Below are 16,468 nucleotides of genomic sequence, written 5' to 3'. Positions count from 1 at the left end.
ATTGTTAACGCCTTGTTTTGTGAGGGTTAAAATTCAGTTAAACGAAAGGAAATAACTAGAAGAAATGGTAAATTGGTAGTATACCTCTAGTGCTTCCTACAAGAGAAAGGAGGATATATTGATAGATTTAGAAGATTATTTGGAAGTACTATTTTATAGAGGGTAATAAATAAACAAATTTAAAGGAGGAACACACGTGGAGAGGCTTAGAAAACAGCTATTTGCGGTAACGACAATGTTTGTCATGTTGATTAGCATGGTTCTCCCATTTCGTGCACAAGCGGCTGAACCTATTACGGTTGCTCAGGCAATTGCGAATAATAAAGGGACAGCCACTGTGACAGGGTATATTGTAGCTTATACAGCGAGTGGCGGTGGTGGAAAAGCTACATATGATTTTGAGGCTCCGTTTGCAGATGATACAAACTTTGCCATCGCTGATAGCCCTGCGGAAAGGGATGCAACGAAAATACTACCGATTCAAATAACTTCTAGTTTCCGCGCTACCTATGGATTAAAAACTAATCCCTCGATCATAGGTAAAAAGGTTTTTGTTACGGGTTCACTTGAAGCTTATTTTTCAGTACCTGGCCTAAAATCTCCATCGGCCATTTTGTTTGATGGCACAGCACCACCTCCAGATGAACCCGGAAATGGCGAAACAGGTTTAAAAATTCGCGACATTCAAGGTCAATCACATACTTCACCTTATAAAGATAAAAATGTAGCAGATGTACCTGGAGTAGTAACCTATGTAGTAGACGGCAGCAATTTTTACATGCAGGATCCAAACCCAGATAACAACTCTAATACGTCAGAAGGTATTCTCGTTTACAAGCCATCTCACGGTGTGGCTGTGGGGGATAGCGTAACGGTTTCGGGACTGGTCAAAGAGTGGGTACTAGATGGATATGCAGAGAAGCTGCAAACCGATTTAGCCATGACAGAAATTAATGCCCAATCAGGCAAGGTTACTAAGGTTTCTGGTGGAAATCAGCTTCCGGCTCCAATCGTAATCGGTAGGGACGCAATTCCGCCAACTTCTGTCATCGACAACGATCAATTCGGGACATTTGACCCGGCAGAGGATGGCATTGATTTTTATGAAAGTCTTGAAGGGATGCTTGTTTCCATTGAAAATCCAACTGTAACAGGACCACAGAAGTATGGAGAAGTACCTGTCATTTCTGGTCATGTGGATGGAAAAGCATATACAAAAGAAGGAACTCCGCTTTTAACAAAAGAAAATCAAAATCCTGAGAAAATGCTTCTTCAGCTTGATGACCGGAGCTATGTAACGAAAGCGGGAGACTCCTTTGATGGAACTGTCACAGGAGTGGTCAGCTATACGTTTAGTAACTTTAAGATCCTCACAAAAGCAGCTAATCTACCTAACCTAGTAGAACGACCAAGAACGAATGAAGTCACAACTATTCAAAAGGAAGAAGACAAACTAACTATCGCAGGCTACAATATCGAAAACTTTGTAGCAACAGATACTGCCAAACGCGATAAGCTGGCAAAATCGATGGTCGAGAACTTAGGATCTCCAGATATCATTGGTCTAGTTGAGGTGCTTGACGAAAGCGGGGAAACGAATAACGGTGTTGTCAAAGCGGATGCAAACTACAAGGCATTAAGTGATGCCATCAAAGGCTTTGGCGGACCAGCCTATGCTTGGACAGAAATCGCACCAGTGGACGGAAAAGACGGTGGAGTACCGGGAGGAAATATTCGTGTAGGATATTTATACAATCCTGCTCGTGTGACTCTTAACGAAGCCCCTAAGGGAAATGCCACAACGGCTGTCGCCTATGAAAATGGTTCTCTCACCTTAAACCCTGGCCGCATTGACCCAACAAATGCTGCATTCAACAGCAGCCGTAAGCCGCTTGCAGCTGAGTTTACTTTCCAAGGAGAAGAAGTCATTGTCATTAACAATCACTTTAACTCAAAAGGCGGCGATGAACCTTTATTTGGAAAAAATCAACCGCCACACCTTGAGAGTGAAGCACAGCGTGTACAAATTGCGACGATCGTTAATAACTTTGTCTCTGACATAAAGGCAAAAAACGAGGATGCAAATGTAGTGGTATTAGGTGACTTGAACGATTTTGAGTTTTCAGCACCACTAGCAGCATTAAAAGGTGATGACTTAACGAACTTAGTTGAAACCCTGCCTGCTTCTGAAAGATACACTTACAACTATCAAGGAAATGCACAAGTGTTGGATCATATTTTAGTATCCAATAATTTAGCTAAAACAGCTAAACTGGATATCGTGAACTTTAACTCACCGTATATGGAAGAACATGGACGCGCTAGTGACCATGATGCATTGGTTGCTCAATTAGATTTAAGCGTGGAAAAAGGACCATTTACGCTGTCACTTCTTCATACTAACGATACACATGCTTATGTAGAGCAATTCCCACGACTGATTACGGCTGTGAACGAAGTGCGTTCCCAGAAGGAAAATAGCCTGTTGCTAAATGCAGGGGATGTGTTCTCAGGAACATTGTATTTCAGACAGTATCTAGGTCTAGCAGACTTGTATTTTATGAAACAACTAGGTTTTGATGCCATGACTCTTGGAAATCATGAGTTCGATAAGGATTCGGCCACTCTTGCGAACTTTATCAAGCAGGCAGAATTCCCAATTGTTTCTTCCAACGTTAACATGACAAAGGATCCGGATTTAGGACCACTATTCCATAACTCAATCGGCGGAACGAATGAACATGGAGAAATCTTCCCAGCCATTATTAAAAAAGTGGATGGTGAAGAAGTAGGTATTTTTGGATTAACAACAGAAGATACAACATTCCTAGCGAATCCTGCTGATGACATTGTATTTGAAGATGCAGTCGAAAAAGCCAATGAGACAGTTGAAATGCTTGAAGCACAAGGTGTAAACAAAATTATTGCTTTATCCCACTTAGGCTATCAACCAGATTTGGATTTAGCAAAGAAGGTAGACGGTATTGACGTCATTGTTGGCGGGCATTCCCATACAAAACTAGATGCTCCAGTGGTTGTAGATAAAGCGGAACCGACACTAATTGTCCAAGCTAACGAGTATTTAAAATACCTTGGTGTTGTTGATGTAACATTCGACGAAAATGGGGTGATTTCTGATTACGCCGGTGAACTAAAGGATTTAAGTAAGTATGCAGAGGATGATGCAGCAAAAGTGAAGGTGGAGGAGTATAAAGCTCCATTAACAGAACTACAAAAACTGGTGGTAGGAAGTACATCTGTTGCATTAAATGGTGAACGTATTGATTTACGCAGCAAGGAAACGAACCTAGGAAACTTAATTGCAGACGGAATGGCCGCCAAAGCCAATGAGTTCATCCCAACTTATATCGCTATGCAAAATGGCGGTGGAATCCGGGCCTCCATTGATCAAGGAGATATCACATTAGGAGAAGTGTTAACTGTACTTCCATTTGGCAACAGCCTTGTTACTCTTGACCTAACAGGAAAAGAAATTCTTGCTGCTTTAGAGCACAGTGTGAGTGCACCTGGTGCAGGTGGATTCATGCAAGTATCAGGGTTAAAGTTTAAGTACGATCCATCGAAACCAGTAGGTGAACGTGTCTGGTATGTGGAGGCTTTAACGGTTGATGGTTATGAAGAACTCCAACTGGATAAAACGTATCGTTTAGCGACGAATGCCTTCACTGCTGACGGCGGCGATGGATACAGCATGTTTAAAACGGCGAAGGACGAAGGACGAATCACAGAGTTATACATTGTAGACTTTGAAGTATTTACTTCCTATTTAGAAAAGTTCAATCCTGTTTCACCAGTGATTGAGGGTAGAATCGTCCAAGCGGTTGCGGACCTCACAGCTCCAGATGCTCCTTCTGTAAACGAAGTGACGGATCAATCGGATAAAGTAACAGGTACAGCGGAAGCAGGTGCAACGGTTGAAGTATCTGTTGGTGGAACCATTCTTGGATCAAGTACTGCATTTGAGGACGGCAACTTTGTCGTCGAGATTGCTAAACAAGTAGCTGGTACCAAGTTAGCTGTTACGGCAACAGATTCGGCTGGCAATGTAAGTGATGCGACAGTCGTGACAATTAAGGATGTAACTGCACCAGATGCTCCACAGGTTGATCTTGTCATTCATAATGATACGATTGTCACAGGTACAACAGAAGCCGGTGCAAATGTTAAGGTAATGATGGGTACTGTGGAGATAGGTACAGCTGTAGCAGATGCTAACGGTAAGTTTACCGTATCGGTGCCAAAGCAAAAACACAAGAATTTATTAACGGTGACGGCCACAGATGCTGCTGGCAATGTTAGTATGGAAACTGTTGTTGACGTATTAAAGAAAAACGAAAAGTAAGTGAGAAGGCAGGTTGCTATTTGGGCAGCCTGCCATTTTTTTCATAACATAATATTACAGAAACCGTATTATCAAGTAACGAGAAGGTTAGCTACAAAAATACCCATCCGCATATGTCATAGATAATTTGAAGATTCAGGGCGAATACCCAGGAGTTTATTACCAAAAGGCATATGCTCTAATGAAACACGAAATGAGGAGGATGAAAGTGATTCCGAATAATCATATAAATTATATTGTCCATGTTCCAATTGATGAAAGAATAGGTTTAGGAGGACCAGGCTCAGGGGTAGGTTTTTCACCAGGACTTGGTTTAGGAGGACCAGGCTCGGGGTTAGGATTTGGACCGGGACTTGGTGTTGGGGGACCAGGAATTGGACCTGGTTTTTATCCAGGTATGGGCTTAGGTGGTCCGGGTTCGGGGGTTGGTTTCGCACCAGGTCTTGGTTTAGGAGGACCAGGCTCAGGGTTAGGATTTGGACCAGGACTTGGGTTTGGCGGACCAGGCATTGGATATGGCCATCCTTACCCATATCCATATCCATATCCATATTACCACCATTATTACCCCCATTATTAAAAATTACTGATATAAAAAAATTAAATCCAATATGAAGTCTCAATAAACCAGGCGTTTCTACAATATGTGGAGACGCTTGGTTTTTATTAATATAGTTGAAATGGTTAGGACTGTTAAATAAAACAAGAAGTATTCATTATACAAAGTTAATTTTATAAACAGCAGGTCATATTAAAATTAAAAAGGTACGTTTCAATTTTCAGTTTCTACGTCTGGATCATATTTTGCAAAAAGTTTAAATTAACCTTTAGCTGTTCATTAAATCCAACCATGCTGTCTTTAATCGTTTGTTGCGTATTAGGTCCTGACACGGATCTTGTTTGCCACTTTGCGACATCTACTTTCCATCATCGATTAACAACTAGTCAGTTTATTTTTTGGCTGCGGCTGTTCACGTTTGCAATTTTTGAAATCACTACAATGGCAAACAAAAGCAGACCGGCATCATCTATTCCGTGGAGACACGTACCTATTGATAGGTGAGTATTGGGCTACTTTCAATTTTACGAAACGGCCGGTATAGGGGATAGACAAAACAGTCTCGGATGAAGATAAAAATGTTCCTTAATAAACCATCTATTTTGCCCGAGAGCGCAAGAAAAGTGACGCACCGGTAAAAAAAAGCGGTCTATTCTGCCCTAAAGCGTAAGAAAAGTGTCGTACTGGTAAAAATAGGCCGCCTATTCTGCCCGAGAGCGTGAGAAAAGCGTGGTACTGGTAAAAATAAGGAGGTCTATTTTGCCCGAGAGCACAAGAAAAGTGACGCACCGGTAAAAAAAAGCGGTCTATTCTGCCCATAAGCGCAAGAAAAGTGTCGTACTGGTAAAAATAGGCCGCCTATTCTGCCCGTGAGCGTGAGAAAAGCGTGGTACTGGTAAAAATAAGGAGGTCTATTTTGCCTGTGACCGCATGAAAAGTGATGCACCGTTAAAAAAGGGTCTATTCTGCTCGTAAGCTTAAGGAAAGAGAGCACCTTAAAAATAAGTGCGGAACATGTAAAATTCTCTGTCCCACCGACATGCATATCTAATAAGCAGCAAATTGCGTCATTAGATTAAGTTTATCCCAGCAAATTGCGTCGATTGCAAACTATGTGAGGAAATCCGCTTATTTAGGAAAATACACTTAGTAGAATTTGAGCATCGCGTGTAGTAAAAGGGATAATGGATAATGGAGGGGAAAACTGTGCTGTTTCGAACGGTAAGATAGTAATCTTGAATCTTGGGTGCAGTTTCCGGTCAATTAACGCTTTGAATGAACTGGGGGACTGACCATATTTTTGCTCATTCACCATTAATGACAAAGTTCAAAAAACATTTACATAATGATAAAAATTGTGGCTAGACAGGGGCGAATGATATAATAAAGATGTACAGCTGCATAGTGGGGTGAGCCGTGGCCGCTAACTTTCTTTTTTGGAAGGTGGTGGTATTAACCGACTTCCTTTGAAGGGGGGTGAGGCCACTGATGGTTACTTTTGTCGAAGCAATGACTCTGATGTTTGGGTTTGGAATGTTCATTCTAACGTTCATCTCAGTGTTAATAGCTCTCTTCAAAAAAAAGTAACCTTCCCCCCGCACCTGCCAGTGTAAAAGGGTAAGGTTACTTCTTTGCTCATAATATAGCTTGGCGGTCACTGCACTTCATGCAGTGTGGCTGTATATTAGGGATGCCAGTTGGAGCTGGTATCCCTTTTTTATGCTACTCTGTATATCTTTATTATATGCAATAAATTGGTATTTTACAAATAAAAAAGAGTATACGAGGGAGTTGCCATTTTGATGTTTAAGATCAGTCCTGTTGAAATATTTTGTACAGAAAAGTTATTTCTCATTATCTTTTTTTGTAATCCTTTTGATTAATTAAGATTAAGTGACACCTGAATATGATTTGCATGGAGGAGAATACTAACTCAAAACTCGAGAAGGGAGATTCTTCATAATGGAACCGCCACTAATGCCAATTAATATAAGTTCACAAAAAACGGACCTAACCGAAAATCTTACTTCAGCAGAAATGGGTAAACTCTGGGCGACCTTTATGGGTAACAGCATGTCAGGATGCATTTTACGCTATTTCCTTCAACATGTTGAGGATCAAGATATTAAGACATTATTAGAGAACGCATTAAAATTAAGCACGGATTTTATGAAAAAAACAGAAGCGATATTCAAGAAGGAAAATTTCCCGATTCCGAAAGGTTTTTCAGTAGAGGAAGATCTCAACGTTGGTGCTCCTCGTTTATTTGAAGATGAATACTATGTTCATTATCTTAAATATGCTGCCAAAGCGGGGTTAAGTATATATCACATTGCCATACCGCTTGTTTATAGAAAGGATGTAGAAGAGTTTTTTATTTATTGTTTGGATTCCACCATTGATTTGATGAAACAAATCAAAGAGATATTAATGGGTAAAGGTCTTATTATCAAACCCCCTATTATTCCAGTACCCGATAAAGTGGAATTTGTTCAAAAAGAATTTTTAAATGGGTTTTTGGGAGATGTACGGCCATTACACGCGTTAGAAGTTACTCACCTTTACGACAATATTGAAAATAATGTAACAAGTAAAGCACTCATTATGGCTTTTAGCCAAGTGGTAAAATCGGAAAGGATTCGAGAGCTGTTTATTCGCGGGAAGAAAATGACTCATAAAAATGTTGAAACCTACATGGAAAAACTCCATAAAGAAGATTTGCCTACGCCATCTTATCTTGACCATTTGGTTACAAAATCAACTTTTGCTCCATTTTCAGATAAATTAATGTTGTTTCATAAGATGGATATGTTCTCCATGAAAATTAGGGCATTTGGAAATTCTGAGGCAGTAAATGGTAGACATGATATAGGGCTTATGTACACAAAGTCATTATTGAGCCTTGCATCATTTGTTGAAGATGCAGCAGAGATCATGGTGGAGAACGGTTGGATGGAGCAGCCCCCCTATGCCATTGAAAGAAATAAGTTAGCAAAAAAAGAGTAACCATCCATATTCCCGAAGTCTAACGATGTGTTCTAAAAAATCTAAAAGAAAAAGGTTAGAAAGATTTGAATCCAAAAAAAAATTGTTATGGAGTATCTCACTCCCTGGATTGGGTCAATTACTGAATGAAAAATACTTTAAAGGAATCATATTTATATCATTAGAATTTCTTATTAATGGTCAATCTCATTTTAATGAATTAATCTTATTTAGTTTTAACGGTGAAATCGAAAGCGCCATTGACAAGACCGATTACCAGTGGCTGATGTATTATCCTTGTGTCTATTTTTTGCAATGTGGGATTCATTTAAAGATGCAGGTGGAGGTAAAGAACCTTATTCGTTCTTACCCTTTTTTCTATGTGCATTTTTCGTTGTGGGCCATATGTATTCAGCAAAAGTAAAGTTATTGGGGGTTTCCTTGGGAACAGTTTGGTTTACAAAGTTATGCGTGATTCCAGGTGTTGTCATAGGTATAGTATTAAAAGCATTATTAAAAAGGCAAAAATTTATAGTAAAAGTGTACCGGATTTAAGGTACACTTTTTTTGCGTTCCCTTTTTTAGTATGGGCGTCTTTTTATCTCCTATAGAAAGGAGTTTCATTCTGTTTCACAAGTTCGCCATGTCAAAAAAGTTTTTTCTTTCGACCCTTTCCTTTTTCGATTCATTTCACTAAATAAGTGGTGAAAACGGTTTAAGAATTTGCCTGTGCGGGGAGGAGGGGAAGCTTAATGAAAAAGCAAATAGCCGGCATGACCCTTGTCGCAGGAGCAGCCCTTCTGGCATTGCAGCCGGGATCCCTCCAAAACGAATGGAGCAGCGTTCAACAGAATAGGGAAACAACTCCAGCAATAGCGTCTGAGTTTTATACACAGAAGCGGGTACCGGCGGTTCTAGTAGAAACCATCGATGGAGATACAATCCGTGCAAGAGTAAACGGAAAAGTTGAAGCGGTCCGCTATTTATTGATTGATACACCGGAATCGAAAAAGCCGGGAATGTGCACCCAGCCCTATGCGAAAGAAGCTTTTTCAAGGAATGACGAGCAAATGAAGTCAGGAGTCTTAACTTTGGTATTGGAAGAGGGGAACACAAGGGATTCCTACGGTCGGCTGCTCGCCTATGTGTATGTCGATGGAAAGTCGGTTCAAGAAAGCCTGTTGAAGGAAGGATTCGCGCGGGTGGCTTACGTGATGAATCCTCCCTATAAATATCTAACTTTATTTAGGGACGATGAACGGCTAGCGATACGCAACAAAGCTAACATCTGGAGCAGTCCGGGGTTTGTGACGAACTGGGGATTTAATGGGTGTTTAGATTAATAAAATTTGGTTTTCTGTTGCATGTACAAATTGAGTGTTGATTAACGAAAATGATGGTTAATATCCCCAATATTTTAGAGAGAGTACTCTCTACATTCCAAAACTTTTTCAATTAGGAAGTAAATTATTTACTCAGGGTGTAACGAGTTGAGTTGAAATTCATTTTCTTATTTTGCTAAAGGGGGCGATTGTTCAATAAGAGCAATCGCTTTTCTTATTTAGCTAAAGAGGGCAGGTTAATAGCAAAAAGAAAGCAGCTCTGAACATGCAAAAAATAATTATTTAGCGTTTTATGATTATATTAGAATAACTTTGTAATGAGATTATCATATTGTTGTGATGAGTCTGTTATACCTTTCTAGTATAGTGAACCTATCAAATCACACTAGGAGGAAACAATCATGCTAGAGAAATTCATCGTAGCCTTTACTATCTTAGCTTCTTGTGGCTCTTTGTTCGCCGCCAAGGGTGATAACGCGGAAGCAGCAACTTATAATTATCATACAGCAGCGGTTTCGATTGCGAAATCTAATATCGGGGTTCCTTATCGATGGGGCGGGATGTCGCCAAGCGGATTTGACTGTTCAGGTCTTGTAAAGTATTCTTACGGAAAAGCTGGAAGAACACTTAATCGTACTGCAGCCCAAATGTACTATGGAAACGGATATCGACCATCTAATTTGCAGATCGGTGATTTACTGTTCTATGGACCATCCAAAGCAAGTGCACCTACCCATGTTGCTATCTATATCGGATACGGGAAAATGATCATGGCATCCTCATCAAAAGGGGTCATTATCACCTACACAAGCAACCCATATTGGCATCCTAGATATATTGGAGCAAAGCGAGTATAAAGACCATCGATGACGATGGTCTTTTTCATTTAATAGTATTTTTCTTAACTTAAAAAACTACTCCTAAAATAGGGTTTTTGAAAGTAATTGAAAATTTTGAGGGTTAAGCTCTTATTAAATAAACGGGGGGCAAGAGTGAAAAGAGCTGCGCTTCTGTACTGACCCCAAAAGTTAGAGCTGAATTCTGACTTTTGGGGTGCTTACACGGTTGGGTTTTAAAGGTAATTAATACATACTATACGTAATTTAAGGGGAAGTTATTTTTTAGTATATCTTTTTTGGAGGTTACTTATGGAGGAAAAAGGAAACCAGATCAGGCTGACAGCGGGTGAAATTGCTCAACTTTGGATACAATACTTAAACGATAGCTCAAGCATATGTGTTCTTTCGTTTTTTTTAGAAAAAGCTGAAGATGAAGAAATTAAGCCTCTAATTAAATATGCTTTAGATTTATCTCAATCACATATCCAAAAGATTACAGCTATTTTAACAGAGGAAAAAAATGTAGTTCCATATGGTTTTAGTATAAATGAGGATGTAGATTTATCCGCTCCTAGACTTTATTCTGACAGTTTTGTACTTAATTTTATAACCCAAATGTCTAAGATTGGTCTCACGTCGTATGCTGGTAGTGTAGCAGCATCTGTAAGAGAGGACATTCGGAACTATTATATGGATTGCCTAGACGAAACCATGCAATTATATAAAAATTCAACGGAATTATTATTGTCAAAAGGATTATTTATCAGGTCTCCCAGCTTGCCTAATTTAGAAAAGGTTGAATTTGTGAAAAAGCAATGGTTTATGTTAGATGTGTTTGGAGAGAAAAGACCATTAACTGCTGCTGAAGTAGACAATTTATTTGCCAATCTCCAAAGAAACGCTTTGGGAATTGCGACACTCATTGGATTTAGTCAGGTTGCGCAAAATAAGGATGTAAAACAATTCTTTTTAAAAGGATTAGAAATTGGGAATAAACATATTAAATTATTTAGAAGTAAATTAGAGGAAAGTAAACTCCCTGCACCTATGGGATGGGACTCAGAAATAACTAATAGTACAGCGTATACATTTTCGGACAAACTTATGATGTTCTACACATCTGGTTTGGTTACTTTGAGCGTAGGGTATTACGGTACAGCTGTCAGTCAAAGTCCAAGAGGTGATATTAGTGCCATGTATAACAGGCTATCCCTAGAAGTGCAGTTGTTTGCTGAAGATGGAGCTAATATTATGATAAAAAATGGATGGTTGGAACAGCCTCCAATGGCATCGGATAGAGATGAACTAATTAGGAAAAAGAATCAATAATAAACATATTTAAAGTCCTTCTGTAAAAATAAGCGTAAGGACTTTTTTCATTTCCATTAGGATTTAGGTATCTACTTTCCTGATATATTGTGAAGGGTTTCACTTAAACTAACGGGCAGTTTTGTTCAATAAGACGATGTTAAATAGTAGTTAAAAGGTGATGCGAAAATGCCAATATTCCCAGATTAAATTGACCTTCTATCAATATTTGAATCGGAACCAATATTATTAGATTCTACATTAAAGGATTTGGACAAATCTTAGTACAACAATAAAATACCTTACATATAAGGTGTTATAAGTTGGTTTCCTCATTAAGAAGCCTCTTCTGGTTGTGCGATTTCAAATTCACCTTCTGCATACTCTTGCTCCGCATAATGGCTTCCCCATTGACAGAGCTCCTGCAAGATAGGTTTAAGAGATTCTCCAAGTTCAGTGGATGAATATTCAACCTTCGGTGGTACTTGATTATACATCTTTCTGCTCACAAGTCCACTGTCTTCAAGCTCTCTAAGTGTTTGAATCAGCATTTTCTGAGTTATATTTGGGACAATGCGCTTTAATTCACTCGTTCTCTTTGGTCCATTCATTAAAAAGTATAATACAAGACCTTTCCATTTTCCGCCAATAACTTCCTTTGTCACTTCAAAACCACAACTAAATTTTTTCAAGTCTAAACCTCTCCATTCCACATTTATTACTTTTTAGTTACTATATCACAAAAAAGTGGGTACTTCCATTAATGTGCTTACTGAAGGATACTATATCTTGTAAGTTGTTCTTCAAGTTTTTAAAGGTATTAGACTTAAAATAAAATTAATACTAAAGGAGTGTTAAGTATGGGTAAATTTGAAGGTAAAATAGCGCTTGTAACGGGTGGAACAAGTGGGATTGGTCTTGCTACAGCACAAAAGTTTGTAAACGAAGGTGCATATGTTTATATCACGGGACGCAGACAAAACGAACTTGATAAAGCTGTTAACCAAATTGGTAAGAACGTAACCGGTGTACAAGGGGATATTTCTAAGCTTGAAGACTTAGACAAACTATATGACCTTATAAAGCAGGAAAAAGGTAAGTTGGACATTCTTTTTGCTAATGCAGGAATTGGAAACTTCCTTCCATTAGGTGAAATTACTGAAGAGCAGGTTGATAGAACGTTCGACATTAACGTTAAAGGAACCATCTTTACTGTTCAAAAAGCGTTATCACTTTTCCCGGACAAAGTAGGTTCTATTATTGTAACGGGCTCTACTGCTGGATCAATTGGCAACCCAGCGTTTAGTGTATATGGAGCATCTAAAGCAGCATTAAGAGCACTAGTTCGCAACTGGATTCTTGACCTAAAAGGTACTGAAATCCGTGTAAATGTGGTTAGTCCAGGAGGTATTCTTACACCTGCATACGATGAGCTTTTTGGTGATGCACTTGAAGAGGTACTGGAAAATAGCAGAAATACTGTTCCAGCTGGAAAAATTGGGACACCTGAAGAAGTAGCAAACGCTGTATCTTTCCTTGCTTCAGACGAAAGCAGTTACTTGACGGGTGTTGAATTGTTCGTAGATGGCGGGCTAGCACAGGTATAATTTCACTGCGCAGAGATTACTATAAGGTCGCCGCAAAATATAAAATTTATAGGAGGAGTCAATATGACCAATCAACAAGTTCAACTCAATATTCGTTTTAAGGCTAAACCAGGGAAGAAAGAAGAATTCCGCAAGGAGCTATTTTCTCTAATTGAGGAGATGTCATCCGAAAAGGCATTTATTAGCGCTATTGTTTCGGATAATCTGGATCAACCGGATGAACTGCTCATTTATGAAACATGGAAAGGCACGAGAGATAGCTGGCTTGATGAAGAATTTACTAAACCATACCGCAAGGATTACGAAGTAAGACTGGATGATTTAATTGTGGAAAGAAGCGTTAGCTGGTTGCAACCTAACCGTGAATGGGGAAGTCATATAACGAATGCATATTAATTTTTATAAATGAGAAATAGCATCTACAGCTGTACAAATGGGCGAAGTCACAATAGCTGTCTTCGACGATACATGCGGCAACCTTATTCAGATAATGCAGGAGTAAACTTTATTTATGGTAGAAAAAGTTATGCAATAAAGTGTTTTTATAAACAATTTAACAACAACTTTATGTTGAGACCTACTAGAAGGAGGAAAGCATCATGGCATTTTTCGAAACAAGTGACGGCGTCAAATTGTATTATCAGCAAAAAGGAGAAGGACAACCGATTGTGCTCGTCCATGGCTGGTCATCGGATCATACAGCATTCGATCAACCATTTGAAGAATTGAGCAAAAAGTTCAATGTAGTGTCTTTTGATTTGAGAGGACATGGCGCTTCTGATCGCCCGGAGCATGGTTTGACATTGAAGAGATTCGCTTCCGATTTGGAAGAACTAATGGAGCATCTTAACTTGATGAATGTCACATTAGTTGGACACTCGATGGGGGTTTCTACGACATTCGAGTATGTAAAAAACTTCGGTGTATCCAGATTGAAGGCCGTATCGTTGTTCGACATGACACCAAAATTAGTCAATGAAGAGGATTGGAATTTAGGTCTTTATCACGGTAAATATACGCGGGAAGACTCATTGAATGATTTGACAGTGATCAATGATAGCTTGATGGAATTCGCAAAGCCTTTCTTTAAAGTGACCGTCCCATACTTGACTGGTGAAATGATGGAAGAGCAGCTCAATTTAGTAGTCAACGGCAATACCCCTCATGTATTAGCGGCAATGTGGCATGCGATGGCAGTTGGCGATTATCGTGACGTGTTACCACAAATCACTGTACCAACACAAATTGTGTATGGAGAAAAGAGTACACTTTACTCAAAAGAAACAGCGGAATACATGAAGGAACAGATTCCGAATTCTGAAGTGATTCCGTTTGAAAACTGCACGCACTTATTAGTTGCGGAAGATGTAGTAAAAACAGCAAAAGTAATTGAAGAACTTGCAAGTTCTATGGTGAATTCATAAATAATGAAGGGGCTGTCTAAAAAGTCCCTAAAATGAAGAAGGTGGAGAAAAATAAATCGTTTTTCTCCACCTTCTTTTTTGATTTTTCGTTTTATAAGGTGGTTTCTGCACAATAGGCCCACCACTTTCAGCAAGTTATGGGCTATTGCCAGTATGCCAAATTCCGTTTGGACCTTTTCAAGTCCCCGAAGCAGGAATTGACGGAACGCCAAATTGCCCTTGAGATTTCCAAAAACTGTCTCCACTTCAATCTTTCTGCGGGAATAGACATGTTTAAGGGTTTCATCTTCAAGGGCTTTCTTTGCCGTCTCTTTTAATTCTTCATAAACTGGGTTCCAGTGAACCTGCCGGTTCCCCTTCGCCTTTGTGCACAAGGCCTTCAGTGGACAATCACTACAGTCTTCACATTCGTAGATTTTGAAGTCCTGTACAAAGCCGGAGGCATTCTTTTTCTTCATGTACTTCTTGAAGGGAACACGGCGGCCGTTCGGACAAATGAACAAGTCGTCCTCTTCTACATAATCCCAATTCTTTGCATTGTATGGATTGTTCCGATAGCCCTTTGTTTTTTCCTTCAAATATGTATTGTACGGAATGAGGAATTCGGCAATCGGTTCTGTCTCGCTGTCCCCAATCAAGTAGCGATAGTTTTCTTCGCTGCCGTAACCTGCATCGGCAACCACTCTCTTTGGCATAGGAAGGTTTGTTTGCCGGTAGGCTTCAAGATGCGGAATCAGGCAACGTGTATCAGTCGGACGTTGATGGACCGAATAGAACAGGATGAATTGATTTTCAGTGGCCATCTGAACATTATAACCGGGCTTGAGCTGACCATTCTTCATATGCTCATCCTTCATCCGCATGAAAGTTGCATCGGGATTGGTTTTGGAATAACTGTTACGGTCGCCGAGTAGTTCTTTTTGGTGTTGGTATTTCAGATAGCGGGGGATGAAGTTCTCCCGGACAAGTTTCAATGACTTTTTCAATCCTCCAAGTACACGCCGCTTTTCCTTCCTGACTTCCTTTTCGGTCTCCGTTTCCCAATCTACCTTTTTCCGTTCGACTTCCTCCTCCAGGACGGATTCGATCATTTGAAGCTTTTGCTCAACCGTTAATTCTTTCTTAGACTCCTCCGCGTGGAGGTCTTCATTCTCCCGATTCGCAACGGACTGGATCTGTTGGTACATTTCCTCGATTTTCGCCAAAAGCTTCGTTTCATTTTTATTGATAGCTTTTTTCCAAACATACGTATGTTTATTGGCATTGGCCTCAATTTTCGTACCGTCGAGGAAGTAGTTTTCCAGGGTGATGAACTTTTCCTCCATCAGTTTGAGAATCATCTCCTCAAAAAGGGAAGGCAAAAGTTCCGCCATCTGGTGGGTTCGAAAACGATTGATTGTCCGGTAGTCGGGTTTTTGCATCGCCGCGAGCCACATGGCGGGAATGTTCTCCTCCAGCAGCTTCGCAATCTCCCGGCAGGAATAGACCTTCTGGGAATAGGCATACAAAAGCACCTTCACCATCATTTTCGGATGATAGGAGCTTCGTCCACCGCCTTTATAGTGTTGGTAGAAATATTATCCTCAATGGACTCGACCATGCGGTCGATGACACGGGCAACATGATGTTCAGGGATCAATCCCTGAAGGTCGAAGATAGCCATGCCTTGTTGGTTGTTGTAAGGGATAAACACTGGTTTGAAGTGGTTGCGGTCTGTATTTGAGGAATCCACATCCGTCTTAGGTTGGAATGGTTTTTCCTCAATTGATAATGGAAGAGAAGTCTGTTCGATGGTATAATTTTGGGTAGTGATCATTTGATTACTCATAGAAAATCGTCCTCCTATTAAAGTGTTGTGTGGTAACTTCATTTTATAATAGAGGACGATTTTTTTGTATTTATAAGTAGAAAAAAGGCTGCCACCAAAGTCATTTTTTAATGACTTTTGGGACAGCCCCATCCATTTTTAAGGTTTAAAATTTATGACAATGTGAATAATTTCACTTAAACTAAACCAGCTAATAGTTTGCCAACATTTTT

General features: G+C 39.7%; 12 protein-coding genes and 4 pseudogenes. 12 read left to right on the top strand and 4 right to left on the bottom strand.

Annotation, left to right across the window (positions count from 1 at the left end):
- Positions 1-196 precede the first annotated feature (196 nt).
- Both QNN06_RS18825 and QNN06_RS18820 read left to right on the top strand, forming a co-directional pair.
- Entirely contained in the window at positions 197-4,363 is a 4,167-nt protein-coding gene (locus QNN06_RS18825; RefSeq protein WP_284035724.1) for a 5'-nucleotidase C-terminal domain-containing protein, read from the top strand.
- 208 nt (positions 4,364-4,571) lie between these two features.
- On the top strand, positions 4,572-4,943 hold the full coding sequence (locus QNN06_RS18820; protein ID WP_213119305.1) for a hypothetical protein: 372 nt from the start codon (positions 4,572-4,574) through the stop codon (positions 4,941-4,943).
- A 206-nt stretch (positions 4,944-5,149) separates the two neighbouring features.
- Here the strand turns inward: QNN06_RS18820 and QNN06_RS31450 are convergent.
- Positions 5,150-5,272: pseudogene (locus QNN06_RS31450) on the bottom strand (hypothetical protein); the annotation flags it as partial.
- Between the two features lie 1,138 nt (positions 5,273-6,410).
- On the opposite strand from QNN06_RS31450, the gene QNN06_RS31445 reads away from it, so the two are divergent.
- The 6 genes and pseudogenes from QNN06_RS31445 (at position 6,411) to QNN06_RS18795 (ending at position 11,418) form a co-directional block, all read left to right on the top strand.
- Positions 6,411-6,509, top strand: a complete 99-nt coding sequence (locus QNN06_RS31445) for a putative holin-like toxin (protein ID WP_378582383.1) — start codon at positions 6,411-6,413, stop codon at positions 6,507-6,509.
- Between the two features lie 375 nt (positions 6,510-6,884).
- Positions 6,885-7,928 (top strand): DUF3231 family protein, encoded by a 1,044-nt coding sequence (locus QNN06_RS18815; RefSeq protein WP_213119307.1) that lies wholly within the window; start codon positions 6,885-6,887, stop codon positions 7,926-7,928.
- Positions 7,929-7,953: 25 nt separating this feature from the next.
- Positions 7,954-8,462, top strand: a pseudogene (locus QNN06_RS18810) (hypothetical protein).
- A gap of 197 nt (positions 8,463-8,659) precedes the next feature.
- Entirely contained in the window at positions 8,660-9,250 is a 591-nt protein-coding gene (locus QNN06_RS18805) for a thermonuclease family protein (protein WP_213119308.1), read from the top strand.
- A gap of 401 nt (positions 9,251-9,651) precedes the next feature.
- Positions 9,652-10,107, top strand: a complete 456-nt coding sequence (locus tag QNN06_RS18800; protein WP_284035723.1) for a C40 family peptidase — start codon at positions 9,652-9,654, stop codon at positions 10,105-10,107.
- 291 nt (positions 10,108-10,398) lie between these two features.
- A complete protein-coding gene (locus tag QNN06_RS18795; protein ID WP_213119310.1) occupies positions 10,399-11,418 on the top strand; it encodes a DUF3231 family protein in 1,020 nt (339 codons plus the stop codon).
- Between the two features lie 314 nt (positions 11,419-11,732).
- Here the strand turns inward: QNN06_RS18795 and QNN06_RS18790 are convergent, their stop codons facing one another.
- Positions 11,733-12,089 carry a winged helix-turn-helix transcriptional regulator gene (locus QNN06_RS18790; protein WP_007085798.1) on the bottom strand — a complete coding sequence of 119 codons (357 nt, stop codon included), beginning with the start codon at positions 12,087-12,089 and terminating at the stop codon, positions 11,733-11,735.
- A gap of 168 nt (positions 12,090-12,257) precedes the next feature.
- Here QNN06_RS18790 and QNN06_RS18785 point away from each other — a divergent pair, with 168 nt between their 5' ends.
- From QNN06_RS18785 to QNN06_RS18770, 4 genes and pseudogenes are all read left to right on the top strand, one after another.
- Positions 12,258-13,004, top strand: coding sequence for an SDR family NAD(P)-dependent oxidoreductase (locus QNN06_RS18785; protein WP_213119311.1), 747 nt, complete (start codon positions 12,258-12,260; stop codon positions 13,002-13,004).
- A gap of 63 nt (positions 13,005-13,067) precedes the next feature.
- Positions 13,068-13,400 carry an antibiotic biosynthesis monooxygenase family protein gene (locus QNN06_RS18780; protein ID WP_066303880.1) on the top strand — a complete coding sequence of 111 codons (333 nt, stop codon included), beginning with the start codon at positions 13,068-13,070 and terminating at the stop codon, positions 13,398-13,400.
- A gap of 34 nt (positions 13,401-13,434) precedes the next feature.
- Positions 13,435-13,506 (top strand): annotated as a pseudogene (locus QNN06_RS18775) (VOC family protein); the annotation flags it as partial.
- A 97-nt stretch (positions 13,507-13,603) separates the two neighbouring features.
- Complete coding sequence (locus tag QNN06_RS18770; protein WP_158176608.1) at positions 13,604-14,428, top strand: alpha/beta fold hydrolase; 825 nt, start codon at positions 13,604-13,606, stop codon at positions 14,426-14,428.
- A 134-nt stretch (positions 14,429-14,562) separates the two neighbouring features.
- Here QNN06_RS18770 and QNN06_RS18765 read toward each other — a convergent pair.
- A pseudogene (locus tag QNN06_RS18765) lies at positions 14,563-15,951 on the bottom strand (IS1182 family transposase); the annotation flags it as partial.
- Positions 15,951-16,256, bottom strand: a complete 306-nt coding sequence (locus QNN06_RS18760; protein WP_213119312.1) for a hypothetical protein — start codon at positions 16,254-16,256, stop codon at positions 15,951-15,953. The pseudogene QNN06_RS18765 and the gene QNN06_RS18760, both read right to left, overlap by 1 nt.
- Positions 16,257-16,468 lie beyond the last annotated feature (212 nt).

The organism is Neobacillus sp. 114 (assembly GCF_030127045.1).
GTDB classification, from domain to species: Bacteria; Bacillota; Bacilli; order Bacillales; family Cytobacillaceae; genus Neobacillus; species Neobacillus rhizophilus.
Note: the sequence above shows the minus strand (reverse complement) of the source record. Positions and strands in the feature narration are given on the sequence as shown.

Excerpts from the sequence above, each read along its gene's own strand:
- QNN06_RS31445 (WP_378582383.1), top strand. The coding sequence starts at position 6,411 with ATGGTTACTTTTGTCGAAGCAATGACTCTGATGTTTGGGTTTGGAATG.
- QNN06_RS18815 (WP_213119307.1), top strand. The coding sequence starts at position 6,885 with ATGGAACCGCCACTAATGCCAATTAATATAAGTTCACAAAAAACGGAC.
- QNN06_RS18805 (WP_213119308.1), top strand. The coding sequence starts at position 8,660 with ATGAAAAAGCAAATAGCCGGCATGACCCTTGTCGCAGGAGCAGCCCTT.
- QNN06_RS18800 (WP_284035723.1), top strand. The coding sequence starts at position 9,652 with ATGCTAGAGAAATTCATCGTAGCCTTTACTATCTTAGCTTCTTGTGGC.
- QNN06_RS18795 (WP_213119310.1), top strand. The coding sequence starts at position 10,399 with ATGGAGGAAAAAGGAAACCAGATCAGGCTGACAGCGGGTGAAATTGCT.
- QNN06_RS18785 (WP_213119311.1), top strand. The coding sequence starts at position 12,258 with ATGGGTAAATTTGAAGGTAAAATAGCGCTTGTAACGGGTGGAACAAGT.
- QNN06_RS18780 (WP_066303880.1), top strand. The coding sequence starts at position 13,068 with ATGACCAATCAACAAGTTCAACTCAATATTCGTTTTAAGGCTAAACCA.
- QNN06_RS18770 (WP_158176608.1), top strand. The coding sequence starts at position 13,604 with ATGGCATTTTTCGAAACAAGTGACGGCGTCAAATTGTATTATCAGCAA.
- QNN06_RS18760 (WP_213119312.1), bottom strand. The coding sequence starts at position 16,256 with ATGAGTAATCAAATGATCACTACCCAAAATTATACCATCGAACAGACT.